This window comes from Shinella daejeonensis (assembly GCF_024281235.1).
GTDB classification, from domain to species: domain Bacteria; phylum Pseudomonadota; class Alphaproteobacteria; order Rhizobiales; family Rhizobiaceae; genus Shinella; species Shinella daejeonensis.
Genome location: NZ_JAHWXY010000009.1, coordinates 60,539 through 74,240 on the forward strand (window position 1 = coordinate 60,539; position 13,702 = coordinate 74,240).

Here is a 13,702-nt window from a genome sequence, read left to right on the forward strand (position 1 = left end):
ATGCCATGGCCCGAACCCCTCGGCGAGAGATTCGGGCCATGGTGACGCTCCGCCTGCGGCGACATCCTGTCAAGCAGGATCAGGCCGCTTGCTGCAGGTCGTTCTTTTCGCGCAACTGGATCTGGTCGGCGGCGGCGAGCCGGATGGCCTCCTGGGTGATCGAGCGGCGGGCGATCGCCACCTCGCGCGGGTTGATGTTCTGGTCGCCGTCGGCGAGATCGGACTCGATCATGCGGCGCTGGCGCGCGCCGATGGAGGAGAGCACCGCCTCGCGCAGATCCATGGGCGTGCCGCGCAGCGCCGCCGTGATGACATCGCCCGACACGTCGTTGAAGAGCATGACGCGGCTGCGTTGCGGCATCAGGATCACATCCTCGAAGAGGAAGATCTTCGGGCGTACCTTCTTGACCGCGTCGGTCGAGACATTCGCCAGCGACGACAGCATGTCGTCGACCTGCGTCTTCTCCAGTTCGTTCATAAGATCGGCGACCTTGTTCGAACCGATGGAGTTGCTCTCCGCGTTGAGCGTGTCGATCATCTCGATGACGCGGGCTTCCACGATGGCCGTTGCCTTCGGGCTCGCTTCCTTGAGATTGACCGTACGGTTGATGATGTCGGCGCGCGCGTCTTCCGGAATTTCCAGCAACACCTTCGCCCCGAAAGCGGAAGGCATCATCGACAGCATATAGGCGACGGTCTGCGGGTGCTCCAGAAGCAGGAGTTGCGAAACGGCGACCGGATCGGCGTCCTGGAGGCGGTCCCAGATGGTGGTCTCATAGGCCTGGAAGGCGGCGCGGCGGCCGAGCAGCCCGTCCACCTCGTCGGGCGTCAGGCCCTCCTCCAGAATGCCTTCCATCATCTTGGCGTTGTCCATGAGCCCGGTGCCCTCGGTGAAGAGGTCCTCGAATTCGTTGACGAGGTCGAGCAATTCATGGGGAGGAATGGCGCGAAGGTTCTGCGCGGCGGCGATGATCGTCTGCAATTCGGCCTGGGTGAAATACTTCAGAAGCTTGCCGGCGACGCCCTTGCCCATCGCCAGAAGCACCGCCGCGGCCTTTTCCACCTGCGAGAGGGGAGCCGCCACGGCCGTATTGCCGTAATTTTCGAAATCCATCATGGATTACCCCCTGAGACCTGAAACCGGCGTCAGACCTAGAGCATTTCCAACCGAAGAAAGATCGCTCCGGCGTCGGATAATGCGGTGAAAACAGTATATGAGAGCAATCCCGATGAGCCGGATTTCACCGGGATCGCTCTAGCGTGTATTTTTCACTTCGATCAGTTTCACCCCGAAGCGGGTGTCGTCGTTTTCCAGAACCGTGATCTCGCCACGACCGATGACGCGGCCGTTCACCATGATCTCGACGGGTTCGCCGATGCGGCGGTCGAGCGCGATCGTCGCGCCTTCGGTAAGGTTCATCAGGCCCGAGACCTGCATTCGCGACGAGCCGAGAACGATCTGGAGGTCGATCGGAATATCCATGATGAGATCGAGATTGGCGTCCATCGCGCTGCCGGGGCGGGATTCCTCGGAAAAATCCGCACCCGCCGGCGTGTCGTCGGCGCTGAAATCCGGGGCTGCGAAATCCGCCGCGCCTCCGAAATCCGCCGTGCCGCCGAAGTCCGCCGTGGCGCTGAAATCCATGGTGCCGGAAGCAGGCGTGTCGTCGCCGCCTCCGAAATCCGTTTCGAAGTCTCCGCCGAATTGCGCCAGCGGATCGCTGGCCGGGGCGATGCCCTCGGCATCCTGCTGGAGCACGCCGCGCAGGTCGTCGATCGCCTGCTCCAGCTCCTGGTCGCCGGTATTGTTGGAAGGCATGATGTCGTCAGCGATGGGTGTTTTCTTCGGTGCCATGAGATCACTATTCCAATCGAAACTTGCCTGAGGCGTACCATTCGGCAAACCTCGTCGATGAACTATCCGATAATGTGCTCGAGGAGGTCCTCACCCGAGCCGTGCGTATCCTTGATGCGCACCGTGTAGCGGGCGCCTGAACGCCCGAATTCGCAGACATAGAGATCGCGCCCGTTCGCATTGACCTCCACGCGCACGTCGCCGGTATCGCGGAAGGGGATGATGTCGCCGGCTTGCAGGCGGCTGATCGTGTCGAGCGTCTGCGCTTCCAGCCGGATGCGCGCCTCCAGCGTCACCTTGGAGCGGCGGACCTGCTCCCCGAGCTGCTTGCGCCATCCGGAATCGGCCTGCTGCTCCGGGCTTTCCGCCGCCGGGGCGATAACCGATTTCAACAGCACGCTTTGCGGCACGATGACATGGAAGGTCGACAGCACCGGGCCGATGCCCACGGCCATGTTGACCATCGCCGCGAAAGTTTTCCCGTCGTCGTCCTCGTCCGTCTTGCCCTGTTCGAGGTTGGCCGCCAGGCCGAGCCGCACGTCCCGTTCGCCGTTCCTGCCGATGGACGCAGCGAGCACGCCGGAAATCCGGTCGAACAGCATGGCTGCGATGTCGAGTTCGATACGCGACAAGAGCCGGGGCGCCGGCTCCTCGACCGAATCGTCGACTGCGCCGAGCATGTTCTCGACGAGCGTGATGACCAGGGGGCTGTCGCATAGGATGGCGACGTCGTCGCACCAGCCGGCGACGGAGGATCGGCAGTATGCCATCGCCCCGCCGAGCTGGCCGAGCAATGTATCGGTGTGCCCGGCCTCGAAACCCGCATAGGAGACGGCGACCTCGAAGCCGAGTTCGCTCTCCAGCATGGCCGACAGGCGGTGTGAGAAGACCTCTCCGAGGCTCGCGCAGAGCCGGGAGATCGTCGCCCGGTCGCCAAGGCGGCCGGTCAGGCGCGCGAGAACGACGGGGTCCATGGCAGGGAGCGGGGCCGCGGTCACATTTTCCATGGATCAGGCCGCCTTGATGTCCGAGCCGCGCGGGGCCATCATCTCCTGCTCGACGGCATCGATCGACGGCCGTTCGTAGGAGGAAATGGTCTTGCGGCCGTATTCCAGCGCCACCTGCGGCACGGAACCGTTCATATAGGCAAGCAGCGTCTGCTTGACGATGATGTAGAGCCGGTTCTGCTTTTCGCGCACCGCCTTGATGTTGGCGGTGATCGGCGACACGATCGAATAGGACAGGAACACCCCGAGGAGCGTGCCCACCAGCGCGGCGGCGATCTTGCCGCCAAGGATTTCCGGGCTTTCGTTGATGGCGCCCATCGCCTTGATGACGCCGAGAACGGCGGCCACGATGCCGATGGCGGGCAGCGCCTCGCCGACGACGTTCAGCGCATGATAGGGTTTCATCCGGTCGCGGGTGATCGTCTGGATTTCCTCGTCCATCAGCGCCTCGATCTCGTGCGAGCGGGCGTTGCCGATGATGATGAGGCGGACGTAATCGCAGATGAAGGCGGTGAGTTCCTTGTTTTCCAGAACCGTCGGCGCGGCCTGGAAGATCGGCGATTCGCCGGGGTTGTCGATATGGGCCTCGATCTCGTTGCGCGACTTGGTGCGCAGATCGCGCATCAGGCTGTAGAGCGCGCCGAGCGTGTCGAGATAATGACGCTCCTTCGGAACCTTGTAGCGGAAGGCTTCGCCCAGCGCCTTTCCGGTGTCCTTCAGGGTCTTCATGTTGTTGGCCACGATATAGCCGCCGATGCCGGCGCCCCCGATGATCACGAGCTCGAAGGGCTGCATCAGCACCTCCATATGCCCGCCCATGGCCATATAGCCGCCGATCACGCAGCCGAAGGTGACGATGAGACCGATGATGATGTTCATAAGGCAGCTGTCCTGACACAATTCTGACCCGACCGGGGATAAGCCGTCAGCCTTGCGTGAGGCTGTAGGCTGCATCCCCGGGCAGCGGGTACGCGCCGATCAGCCTCGCACAAGCAAGCACGCACAGGATTGGAGCTTGTGAGGGGCTTTGCGCCCTGCCCGTGATCTATCGGCGGAGCCATCGTGACGACCACCTATACGAGCTATAAGCTGATCTCTTCCGACCTTCAGGCCTCGCTGAAGCGCGTGGCCGAGCAGCCGGACGTCAAGCGCGAGACGGAATATTACCTTGCCCATATCGGCGACGTGAAGTCGATCGATGACTTCTTCGCCGACAGCCGTCTCTACAACTATGCGATGAAGGCGCATGGCCTCGAGGATATGGCCTACGCCAAGGCCTTCATGCGCAAGGTGCTGACCGAGGGCGCGGACGACGAGGCCGCCTTCGCCAACAAGCTGAGCGACAGCCGCTACAAGGAACTGGCCGAAGCGCTCAATTTCGCCCGCCACGGCGAACTGGCCACGACCTTCGAGCGTGCCCGCAAGGGGGTGGCGGACAAGTATCTCCGCGAGACGCTGGAAGTCAGTGCCGGCGAGGACAATACCGGCGTGCGGCTGGCGCTGTATTTCGAACGCATGGCCTCGTCGATCACCTCCGGCTATTCGATCATCGCCGATGATGCGCTGGCCCAGGTCGTCCGCACCGCCCTTCAACTCCCCGCCGAATTCGCCGCGACCGACGTCGACAGGCAGGCGGCCTATTACGAGAAGGCGCTGAACCTCGAGGATTTCCAGGACGGCGCCGCGCTCGGCCGGTTCCTGGAGCGGTTCACCAGCCTGTGGGAGCTGGACAATCCGGCGGGCAGTTACGATCCGCTCACCGCCTTCCGCTCATCGAGCCTCACGGGCATTTCGACGGACCTTCTCCTTTCGATCAACAATCTGAAACTTGGAGGCCGCTGACATGCAGACCGGGCTTTACGTATCGCTTTCCTCCCAGCTCGCTCTCGACCGCCGCATGACGACGCTGGCCGATAATGTCGCCAATGCGACGACGGTCGGTTTCCGCGCCACCGAGATCAAGTTCAACAAGGTCATCAGCGACCAGAAGATCGCCGATGTCGCCTTCGTCTCGCAAGGGCAGGAGTTTATGAACACCCGCAGCGGCGGCCTGACCGAAACCGGCGGCCCGCTCGACTTCGCCATCAAGGGCGACGCCTGGTTCCAGGTGGAGACCCCCGCCGGGCCGACGCTCACCCGCGATGGCCGCTTCGCGCTGACGGAGGCCGGCGAACTGGTCACTCTCAACGGCTATATGGTGCTCGACGCCGGCGGCGGGCCGATCCAGCTCGATCCCGAAAACGGATCGATCTCGTTGAGCGCCGACGGTCAGCTGAACCAGAACGGGCGGCCCGTCGCCGCCCTCGGGCTGTTTTCGGCCGACCTTTCCGGCGGCTTCATGCGCGCGGGCAACAGCGGCCTCATCACCACGCTTGCGCCGGAGCCGGTCATCGACCGTCTCGATGCCGGTGTCGTGCAGGGCTATATCGAGGAATCGAATGTCAATGCGATGAGCGAGATGACGCAGCTCATCCAGATCACTCGGGCCTTCGAGAGCACGGCCGCCCTGCTGCGCGACAGCGAGAGTTCGCTGAGCGAGGCGGTGCGGGTGCTCGGCGGCAGCAAGTAAACGGCCATGGCAGCGGCATCCCGTACCCGTAACGAGGCGAGGGTAGGCGAGGGCGCACGCCGGCTGAGCGCGCTCGCCGGTCTGGCGCAACGCTATGCTTCGCCGGAATTCTCCATCGCCCATGGTGGCAAGGTGAGGACGATTGCGGCTGGAAACTATACGGTCTCCGGTCTGTCGCGTCATGTTCGCCTCGGTGAATTCGTCGCCCACAAGAGCGAAACGGGCGTGCACCTGGGCGAAGTGGTTCGCGTCGAACCCGATGCGGTGGTGGTCTGCCCGATCGAGCCGGGCGAGCCCATCGGCATCGAGGACACCGTCATTCGCAAGGGCGCGTTCCGCGTCGCGCCCACGGACGCCTGGTGCGGGCGCACCATCAATGCGCTCGGAGAGCCGATCGACGGTCTCGGCGCATTGGCGCAAGGTGGCGTGCGCCGCTCCATTTCCAATTCGGCGCCGCCTTCCATGACGCGCCGGCGGGTCGAGAAGGGTTTCCACACCGGCGTGCGCGCCATCGATATTTTCGCGCCGCTCTGCCTCGGGCAGCGTCTCGGCATCTTTGCCGGCTCGGGCGTCGGCAAGTCGACGCTGCTGTCCATGCTCGCCCGGGCCGATGCCTTCGACAAGGTGGTGATCGCGCTCGTCGGCGAGCGCGGCCGCGAGGTGCGTGAATTCATCGAGGATACGCTTGGCGAGAATCTCGCCAAGTCGGTGGCGGTGGTCGCGACCAGCGACGAAAGCCCGATGCTGCGCAAGATGGCTCCGCTGACCGCCGTGACCATCGCCGAGCATTATCGCGATCAGGGCGACAACGTCCTGCTGATCGTCGACAGCGTCACCCGTTTCGCCCACGCGATTCGCGAGGTTGCGACCGCCTCCGGCGAGCCGCCGATCGCCCGCGGCTATCCCGCTTCCGTCTTTACCGAACTGCCGCGCCTGCTGGAAAGAGCGGGGCCGGGAACGGAGAGCGCCGGAACGATCACCGCCATCATCTCGATCCTCGTCGACGGCGACAATCACAACGATCCCATCGCCGATTCCACGCGCGGCATCCTCGACGGTCATATCGTGCTGGAGCGCAGTCTCGCCGAGGAAGGGCGGTATCCGCCGATCAATCCGCTGGCCTCGATCTCGCGTCTTGCGCGCAAGGCGTGGACGCCGGATCAGGAAAAGCTGGTTTCCCGCCTGAAGGCGCTGGTCCATCGCTTCGAGGAGACCCGCGACCTCCGGCTCATCGGCGGCTATCGGCCGGGCGCCGACGCCGACCTCGACATGGCGATCCGGCAGGTACCGGTGATCTACGAGGTTCTCAAGCAGACGCCGGGCGAAAAGCCGGCGGCCGACGCCTTTACCGATCTCGCCGTCGCGCTGAAGAACGCGGCCGGCCAGCCGGGTGGCCCCGGCGTGGTCAGAAGGGGGTGACGCGATGACGGAATTCGACGACGACCAGGCCGTACCACCGATCCGCCGGCGCGACAGAAACCGTTACAGCCGGTCGGACAAGGTCATTGTCGCCTCGGGCGTGTTGCTTGCCGCGCTTGCCGCATTCTTCCCGTGGTATGTCTTTCTCCATCCTGAAAAATTCTCCATCCCGAAACTCTGGGAAGGGACGACCCGCGACCTGCCGGAACACGGCGCGCGCAAGGTGATGAGCGTGTCGCCGACCGCCATGGTCGACAGCACGCGGAATTCCGGCGATGCCGCCCCCGATTTGATGGCGACCGCGACGACCTCGGATGTCGGGCGGGAGAAGAACCTCGGCGTTCCGGTCGAGACCGGTCTCGACCAACCGCTTCCCGCTCCTTCCGGCTTCCGCCTGATGCATGTCGCCAACGGCCGGGCGCTCATCGAGGATGCGCGCGGCATGTATATCGTGCGTGTCGGCTCGATCCTGCCGGACAACAGCCGCCTTGCGACGCTGGAGCAGCGCGAGGGCGCCTGGGTCATCGTCACGTCGAACGGCGACGTCATCGCGCGCAACTGATCCTTCTCCGAGACTTCGTCCTTCTGCCTGTTCAGGCCGGATAGGCCGGCACGGATTGCCGGTTACAGGGGATATTTGCTGAGAATCCGGCAAGAACCGCGGTTACGGCAGGGCGGGCAAGTCCCACGCAAGATTGGCTCCCTAGTTTCCATGTGAACAAGATGGAGCCTGCCATGAACCCGATTCAATTCTTCGAACTGGCCTCGCGGCAAGCCGAGTGGCTTTCGGTTCGGCAGGGCGTGGTGGCGGGCAACATCGCCAATGTCAACACGCCGAATTTCCGTGCGAAGGACGTAACGCCCTTCCAGTCCGTGCTCGAGACTACCGGCACCCGCATGGCGGCGACGCATCCCGGTCATTTCACGGAGACCGAAATGGCCAGCCGCGTCATCGAGACCCGCCCCACCGAGGAGATCGGCGTGCAGGAATCCGGCAACACCGTCGGCCTCGCGCAGGAACTGATGAAGGAAGGTGAGGTCAAGCGGGAGTTCGAACTGAACGCCGGCCTCGTCAAGGCCTTTCATCGCATGATGCTGATGACAGTCAGAAGGTAAAAAATGGATCCGCTCGTTGCTTCAATGAAAGTCGCGGCCTCGGGACTCGAGGCGCAGTCCACCCGTATCCGCATCGTTTCGGAAAACATGGCCAACGCCCGCTCGACGGGCGATACGCCGGGCGCCGATCCGTTCCGGCGCAAGACCGTGACCTTCGCCGCCGAGGTCGACCGCGCGACGGGTGCTTCCCTCGTGCAGGTCTCCCGCCTCGGCGAGGACGACGGCGAGTTCGCCACCGAGTTCGACCCGGGCAATCCGGCAGCCAACGAACAGGGCGTCGTCAAGGTTCCGAACGTCAACATGCTCATCGAGATGGCCGACATGCGGGAAGCCAACCGGTCCTATGAAGCCAATCTGCAAAGCATCAAGCAGTCGCGCGACCTGATCAGCGCCACCATCGACCTTCTGAGGGCATCGCAATGATCGAAACCGTAAAGGGCATCGGTTCACCCTTCTCCTCCGACCCGGTTTCCGCTGTCGTCGACAAGGCCGGCAATGCTGCGGCCGCCGGCGAGGGCGTGGCCGCGCCGCAGAGCTTCGCGCAGGTCCTTGGCGACATGGCGACGGATATGGCGACCTCCCTGAAGGTCAGCGAGACGAAATCCTTCGAAGCCATCCAGGGCAAGGCATCGACCCGGGAAGTGGTCGACGCCGTCATGAACGCCGAGCAGGCGCTACAGACCGCCATCGCCATCCGCGACAAGGTCGTCACCGCCTATCTCGAAGTCACAAGAATGCAGATCTGAGGACCGGACATGAAAGCTCTTGCCATCGCCGCCACCGGCATGAACGCGCAGCAGACCAACGTCGAGGTCATCGCGAACAATATCGCGAACATCAACACCACCGGCTACAAGCGCGCCCGTGCGGAATTCTCCGACCTGCTCTATCAGACCGAGCGCGCCCAGGGCGTGCCGAACCGCGCCAACCAGGCGATCGTGCCGGAAGGGGCGATCATCGGACTTGGCGTGAAGACCGCGGCGGTGCGCAACCTGCATCTCCAGGGCGGGCTGACGAGCACCGGCAACTCCTTCGACCTTGCATTGGTCGGGCGCGGCTGGTTCCAGATCGAGGCGGCGGACGGCACCACGCTCTATACCCGCGCCGGCGCCTTCAACACCAATGCCGAAGGCCAGCTGGTCACGCTCGACGGCTATCCGGTCGTTCCGGGCATCATGGTGCCGGCGGATGCGACGGAAGTCATCGTCAGCCGCTCCGGCCAGGTCTATGCCACGGTCGACGGCGAACAGCAGGAGCAGGGACAGATCACCCTCGCCAATTTCATCAACGAGGCCGGCCTCGAGCCGCTCGGCGAGAACCTTTTCCGCGAGACCGCGGCCTCCGGCCCGGCCAATGTCGGCACCCCGGACGAGGAGGGCTTCGCCTATATCCAGCAGAATTATCTGGAAGCCTCCAACGTCGATCCGGTCAAGGAGATCACCGATCTGATTTCCGCGCAGCGCGCCTATGAGATGAATTCCAAGATCATCCAGGCGGCCGACGAGATGGCGTCCGTCGTCAGCAAGAACCTGAGATAAGCCGAACGGAAAAGGGGAACATGATGTTTCGCCCGACAGCAGCAAACCATCGTCCGGCAGCGGTCCAAGGCAGCATGCGCCGGGGCTTGCGCGGGGTGATTCCCGTCTTGCGCACCGTCGCGCCGGTCTTCCTGGCCGGCCTGCTCGTCGCCGATGCGGCGATGGCGGACATGCGCATGGCTGTGGTGCCGAAACAGATCATCTATCCGGGCGAGGAAATCGAAGCGGCCCAGCTCGAGGAGGTCGAGGTCACCAACCCCAACCTCGCCAAGGGCTACGCCGAGCGTATCTCCGCCGTTACCGGGCTCGTGACGCGCAAGACGCTGCTTCCCGGCCGCATCATTCTCGTGTCGGCGTTGCGCGAGCCCTTCGCGGTGTCCCGCGGCTCGACGGTCCAGCTTGTTTTCGACGATGGATCGCTGGTCATCCGCGCCGCCGGCACGCCTCTCGAGGATGCCGCCATCGGCGAACTCATCAAGGTCCGCAACAAGGATTCCGGCGTCATCGTCTCCGGCACGGTGATGGTCGACGGCAGCGTGCATGTGGTGGTGAAATGACGATGCGTTTCCTTCTTCATGTCTTCGCCGTCGCGGCCTGCCTGCTGGCCGCCGCCGCGCCGGCCCTGCCGGCCGCCCGCATCAAGGACGTCGCTTCGCTGCAATCGGGACGCGACAACCAGCTCATCGGCTACGGTTTGGTGGTCGGCCTTCAGGGCACCGGCGACAGCCTGCGCGCCTCGCCCTTCACGGAGCAATCCATGCGGGCGATGCTGCAAAATCTCGGCATCTCCACCCAGGGCACCCAGTCGCGCGCCAAGAACATCGCGGCGGTGCTCGTCACCGCCAACCTGCCGCCCTTCGCCAGCCCCGGAAGCCGGATCGACGTCACCGTCGGCTCGCTTGGCGATGCGATGTCGTTGCGCGGCGGCACGCTGGTCATGACCTCGCTTTCGGGCGCGGACGGGCAGATCTACGCGGTGGCGCAGGGCTCCATCGTCGTGACCGGTTTCAACGCGTCGGGCGATGCGGCAAGCGTCCAGCAGGGTGTTACGACGGCCGGCCGTGTGCCGAACGGGGCGATCATCGAACGGGAACTGCCGTCGCGCTTCAAGGATTCCGCCGAACTCCTGCTGCAATTGCGCAATCCCGATTTTTCCACCGCGGTCGGCATGGCGGACGCGATCAACCGCTATGCCGCCGCCCAGTATGGCGGACCGATCGCCGAAACGCGGGATTCGCAATCCGTGCGTGTCGCCAAGCCGAAACAGGTCGATCTGGCGCGCCTGATGGCGGAGGTGGAAAACCTCGTCATCGAAACGGATGCGCCGGCCCGCGTCGTCGTCAACGAGCGGACGGGCACCATTGTCATCGGCCAGGACGTCCGTATCTCGCCGGTCGCCGTCAGTTACGGCTCGCTGACCGTGCAGGTCAACGAGATGCCGCGCATCATCCAGCCGGAGCCGTTCTCGCGCGGCGAGACGGCCGTCGAGCCGAATACCGACATTCTCGCCCAGCAGGACGGCGGCCAGGTGGCGATTCTCGATGGTTCCAGCCTGCGTTCGCTCGTTTCCGGGCTGAACAGCATCGGCGTCAAGCCGGACGGGATCATCTCCATCCTCCAGAGCATCAAGAGCGCCGGTGCGCTCCAGGCGGAACTGGTGTTGCAATGACCAAGGACATGACGTTTTCCATCACGGCAAAGACCATGCGGCGCTTCGGCCTCGCCCTGGCGGGGCTTGCCTTCCTCGCCATTCCCGGCGCCTTCGCGGAGGAGCGCCCGGTCATCTCCACGACGACGGCCACCGCCGACGAAATCCGCGCCTTCTGCACCAATATCGCCGATGCGGCGCGCGATCAGCGTTATCTTCTTCAGAAGGAGGAACTCGAGGCGCTCCAGAAGGATGTCGATGCGCGCATTCGCACCCTGGAGGCGCGCCGCGCCGAATACGAGGACTGGCTGAACCGGCGCAACCGGTTCCTCGAGACGGCTCAGGCTGGGCTTGTCGACATCTACAGCAAGATGAAGCCGGATGCCGCGGCCGCGCAGCTTGCCGCCCTCAATCCGGAAATCGCCTCGGCGATCGTGATGAAGCTGCCGGCCCGTCAGTCGAGCGTCATCATGAGCGAGATGCCGGCCGATAAGGCGGCAAGGGTGACCCGCATTATCGCGGTGGCCACCGACCCGAACACCTCGAAGGATCCGTCATGAAGAAGACCGCTTCCGCGCTCGCCGTCGTCCTTGCGCTGTCGGGTTGTTCCAACCAGGCGCTGAATGAAATCGGCCGGGCGCCCGCGATGAGCCCCATCGGCAGCGGTCTCAACTATGCCCAGACGCCGCAAATGGCGCTTTATCCCAAGCAGCCGCGCACGGCGGCGGCCGGCTATTCCATCTGGAGCGACCAGCAGGCGGCGCTCTTCAAGGATTCCCGCGCCTTCAAGGTCGGCGATATCCTGACGGTCAATATCCGGGTCAACGACCGCGCCACCTTCGACAACAAGACCGATCGTTCGCGCACCAACAAGAGTGGCATGAATTTCGGCATCGGCGGGAAGGGCGATCATTTCGGCTTCGGCACGGAAGGCAATCTCACCTATGGCTCCTCCACGGACACCAAGGGCGACGGCAAGACGGAGCGTTCAGAACGGCTGAACCTGCTGGTGGCGGCGGTCGTCACCGGCGTTATCGAGAACGGCAACCTGCTGATCAGCGGTTCGCAGGAAGTGCGCGTGAACCATGAGCTGCGCATCCTCAATCTCGCCGGCATCGTCCGGCCGCAGGATGTCGACGCCAACAACATGATCTCCTACGAGCGTATCGCCGAAGCGCGCATCTCCTACGGCGGCCGCGGCCGCCTGACCGAGGTGCAGCAGCCGCCGTGGGGCCAGCAGGCCGTCGATCTGCTGTCGCCGATCTGACGGCGGCGGCGAGGCGAAAAACGGAAGGACCGATATGGCGGACGAAGAGCCGGGCGACGACAAGAAGTCCTCGAAGGTGGCGACCATCGCCATCGTCGCGGTGCTGACGCTGCTTGCCGGCGGCGGCGGCTGGTTCGTGGGTACGCTGCTTGCGCCGCCGGCCCCGGAAACGGCCGTGGCCGCGTCGCAGGCCGCCGATGGCGGGCAGGGGATCGACGGGCAACAGCAGGCATCGGACGGGATGGACGGCGTCCTTCTTCTCGATCCGATTACCAGCAACCTCGCCTATCCTTCGCAAAACCGTGTCCGCCTCGAAGTGGCGCTGATCTTCAAGGGCGTGCCCGACCCGGAACTCGCCCGCGAGATCCATCAGGATATCCTCGCTTATATGCGCACCGTGTCGCTGCAACAGATGCAGGGGCCGCGCGGTTTCCAATATCTGCGGGAAGACCTTCACGAGCGGGTTGACCTTCGTTCGCAAGGGCGCGTAACCAACATCATGTTTCGGACCTTTGTGATCGAATGATTCGAGCCTTCCTGACCCTTGTCGCCATGATGGCGATGACCGGCGCAGCCGCCGCCCAGCAATTGCCGGGCGGTTTTTTCGACATGCCGGTCGACGGCTCGGTCGCCTCCTGGATCATCCGCACCTTCGGGCTGCTGACGGTCCTGTCCGTCGCGCCCGGTATCCTGATCATGGTGACGAGCTTCCCGCGCTTCGTGATCGCCTTTGCGATCCTGCGCGCCGGCATGGGGCTCGGAACGACGCCCTCGAACATGATCCTCGTGTCGCTGGCTCTCTTCATGACCTTCTACGTGATGGCGCCGACCTTCGATCGCGCCTGGCAGGACGGTGTCGAGCCGCTGATCGCCAACCAGATCGACGAGACGGAAGCCGCCCGGCGCATCGCCGAGCCGTTCCGCGCCTTCATGACCGTCAACACGCGCGACAAGGACATGGACCTGTTCATTTCGCTGGCCGAGGAGCGCGGGCAGACCGTGGTCAACGGCGACGTGGTCGACCTGCGCGTCGTCATCCCGGCCTTCATGATCTCGGAACTCCGCCGCGGCTTCGAGATCGGTTTTCTGGTCGTGCTGCCCTTCCTCGTCATCGACCTGATCGTCGCCACCATCACCATGGCCATGGGCATGATGATGCTGCCGCCGACCTCCATCTCGCTGCCCTTCAAGATCATGTTCTTCGTGCTGATCGACGGCTGGAACCTGCTTGTCGGAAGCCTGGTCAGATCCTTCAGTTGAACTGAAGCGCCTGCGCAATCAAG

General features: G+C 64.1%; 18 protein-coding genes. 14 read left to right on the forward strand and 4 right to left on the reverse strand.

Annotation, left to right across the window (positions count from 1 at the left end; translation table 11 throughout):
- Positions 1-79 precede the first annotated feature (79 nt).
- The 4 genes from fliG to motA form a co-directional block, all read right to left on the reverse strand.
- Positions 80-1,117 carry a flagellar motor switch protein FliG gene (fliG, locus tag KYK29_RS17885; protein WP_254692253.1) on the reverse strand — a complete coding sequence of 346 codons (1,038 nt, stop codon included), beginning with the start codon at positions 1,115-1,117 and terminating at the stop codon, positions 80-82.
- A 138-nt stretch (positions 1,118-1,255) separates the two neighbouring features.
- The gene (fliN, locus tag KYK29_RS17890) at positions 1,256-1,855 is read right to left on the reverse strand and encodes a flagellar motor switch protein FliN (RefSeq protein ID WP_254692254.1); all 600 of its coding nucleotides are present in this window, start codon (positions 1,853-1,855) and stop codon (positions 1,256-1,258) included.
- Between the two features lie 62 nt (positions 1,856-1,917).
- Positions 1,918-2,862 (reverse strand): FliM/FliN family flagellar motor switch protein, encoded by a 945-nt coding sequence (locus tag KYK29_RS17895; protein ID WP_254692255.1) that lies wholly within the window; start codon positions 2,860-2,862, stop codon positions 1,918-1,920.
- A gap of 3 nt (positions 2,863-2,865) precedes the next feature.
- Entirely contained in the window at positions 2,866-3,741 is an 876-nt protein-coding gene (gene motA, locus KYK29_RS17900) for a flagellar motor stator protein MotA (RefSeq protein ID WP_254692256.1), read from the reverse strand.
- 183 nt (positions 3,742-3,924) lie between these two features.
- On the opposite strand from motA, the gene KYK29_RS17905 reads away from it, so the two are divergent.
- From KYK29_RS17905 to fliP, 14 genes are all read left to right on the forward strand, one after another.
- On the forward strand, positions 3,925-4,704 hold the full coding sequence (locus KYK29_RS17905; RefSeq protein WP_254692257.1) for a DUF1217 domain-containing protein: 780 nt from the start codon (positions 3,925-3,927) through the stop codon (positions 4,702-4,704).
- 1 nt (position 4,705) lies between these two features.
- Positions 4,706-5,431, forward strand: a complete 726-nt coding sequence (gene flgF, locus KYK29_RS17910) for a flagellar basal-body rod protein FlgF (protein WP_254692258.1) — start codon at positions 4,706-4,708, stop codon at positions 5,429-5,431.
- Between the two features lie 6 nt (positions 5,432-5,437).
- Entirely contained in the window at positions 5,438-6,850 is a 1,413-nt protein-coding gene (fliI, locus tag KYK29_RS17915) for a flagellar protein export ATPase FliI (protein ID WP_254692259.1), read from the forward strand.
- A gap of 4 nt (positions 6,851-6,854) precedes the next feature.
- Positions 6,855-7,412 (forward strand): flagellar protein, encoded by a 558-nt coding sequence (locus tag KYK29_RS17920; protein WP_254692260.1) that lies wholly within the window; start codon positions 6,855-6,857, stop codon positions 7,410-7,412.
- Between the two features lie 173 nt (positions 7,413-7,585).
- Complete coding sequence (gene flgB / locus KYK29_RS17925; protein ID WP_254692261.1) at positions 7,586-7,966, forward strand: flagellar basal body rod protein FlgB; 381 nt, start codon at positions 7,586-7,588, stop codon at positions 7,964-7,966.
- A gap of 3 nt (positions 7,967-7,969) precedes the next feature.
- Positions 7,970-8,389, forward strand: coding sequence for a flagellar basal body rod protein FlgC (flgC, locus tag KYK29_RS17930; protein ID WP_254692262.1), 420 nt, complete (start codon positions 7,970-7,972; stop codon positions 8,387-8,389).
- A complete protein-coding gene (fliE, locus tag KYK29_RS17935; protein WP_254692263.1) occupies positions 8,386-8,712 on the forward strand; it encodes a flagellar hook-basal body complex protein FliE in 327 nt (108 codons plus the stop codon). The genes flgC and fliE overlap by 4 nt, the downstream gene beginning before the upstream one ends.
- 9 nt (positions 8,713-8,721) lie before the next feature.
- Entirely contained in the window at positions 8,722-9,504 is a 783-nt protein-coding gene (gene flgG / locus KYK29_RS17940; RefSeq protein ID WP_254692264.1) for a flagellar basal-body rod protein FlgG, read from the forward strand.
- A gap of 74 nt (positions 9,505-9,578) precedes the next feature.
- Complete coding sequence (gene flgA, locus KYK29_RS17945; protein WP_254692351.1) at positions 9,579-10,061, forward strand: flagellar basal body P-ring formation chaperone FlgA; 483 nt, start codon at positions 9,579-9,581, stop codon at positions 10,059-10,061.
- Positions 10,058-11,173, forward strand: a complete 1,116-nt coding sequence (locus KYK29_RS17950; RefSeq protein ID WP_437437271.1) for a flagellar basal body P-ring protein FlgI — start codon at positions 10,058-10,060, stop codon at positions 11,171-11,173. The genes flgA and KYK29_RS17950 overlap by 4 nt, the downstream gene beginning before the upstream one ends.
- Positions 11,170-11,712: a MotE family protein gene (locus KYK29_RS17955; protein ID WP_437437272.1), complete on the forward strand. Its 543-nt coding sequence runs from the start codon at positions 11,170-11,172 to the stop codon at positions 11,710-11,712. Before KYK29_RS17950 ends, KYK29_RS17955 begins: the two co-directional genes overlap by 4 nt.
- Positions 11,709-12,419, forward strand: a complete 711-nt coding sequence (gene flgH / locus KYK29_RS17960; protein WP_254692266.1) for a flagellar basal body L-ring protein FlgH — start codon at positions 11,709-11,711, stop codon at positions 12,417-12,419. The genes KYK29_RS17955 and flgH overlap by 4 nt, the downstream gene beginning before the upstream one ends.
- Before the next feature lie 34 nt (positions 12,420-12,453).
- Positions 12,454-12,945 carry a flagellar basal body-associated FliL family protein gene (locus tag KYK29_RS17965; RefSeq protein ID WP_254692267.1) on the forward strand — a complete coding sequence of 164 codons (492 nt, stop codon included), beginning with the start codon at positions 12,454-12,456 and terminating at the stop codon, positions 12,943-12,945.
- Positions 12,942-13,679: a flagellar type III secretion system pore protein FliP gene (fliP, locus tag KYK29_RS17970; RefSeq protein ID WP_254692268.1), complete on the forward strand. Its 738-nt coding sequence runs from the start codon at positions 12,942-12,944 to the stop codon at positions 13,677-13,679. The genes KYK29_RS17965 and fliP overlap by 4 nt, the downstream gene beginning before the upstream one ends.
- The last annotated feature ends 23 nt before the right edge of the window (positions 13,680-13,702 follow it).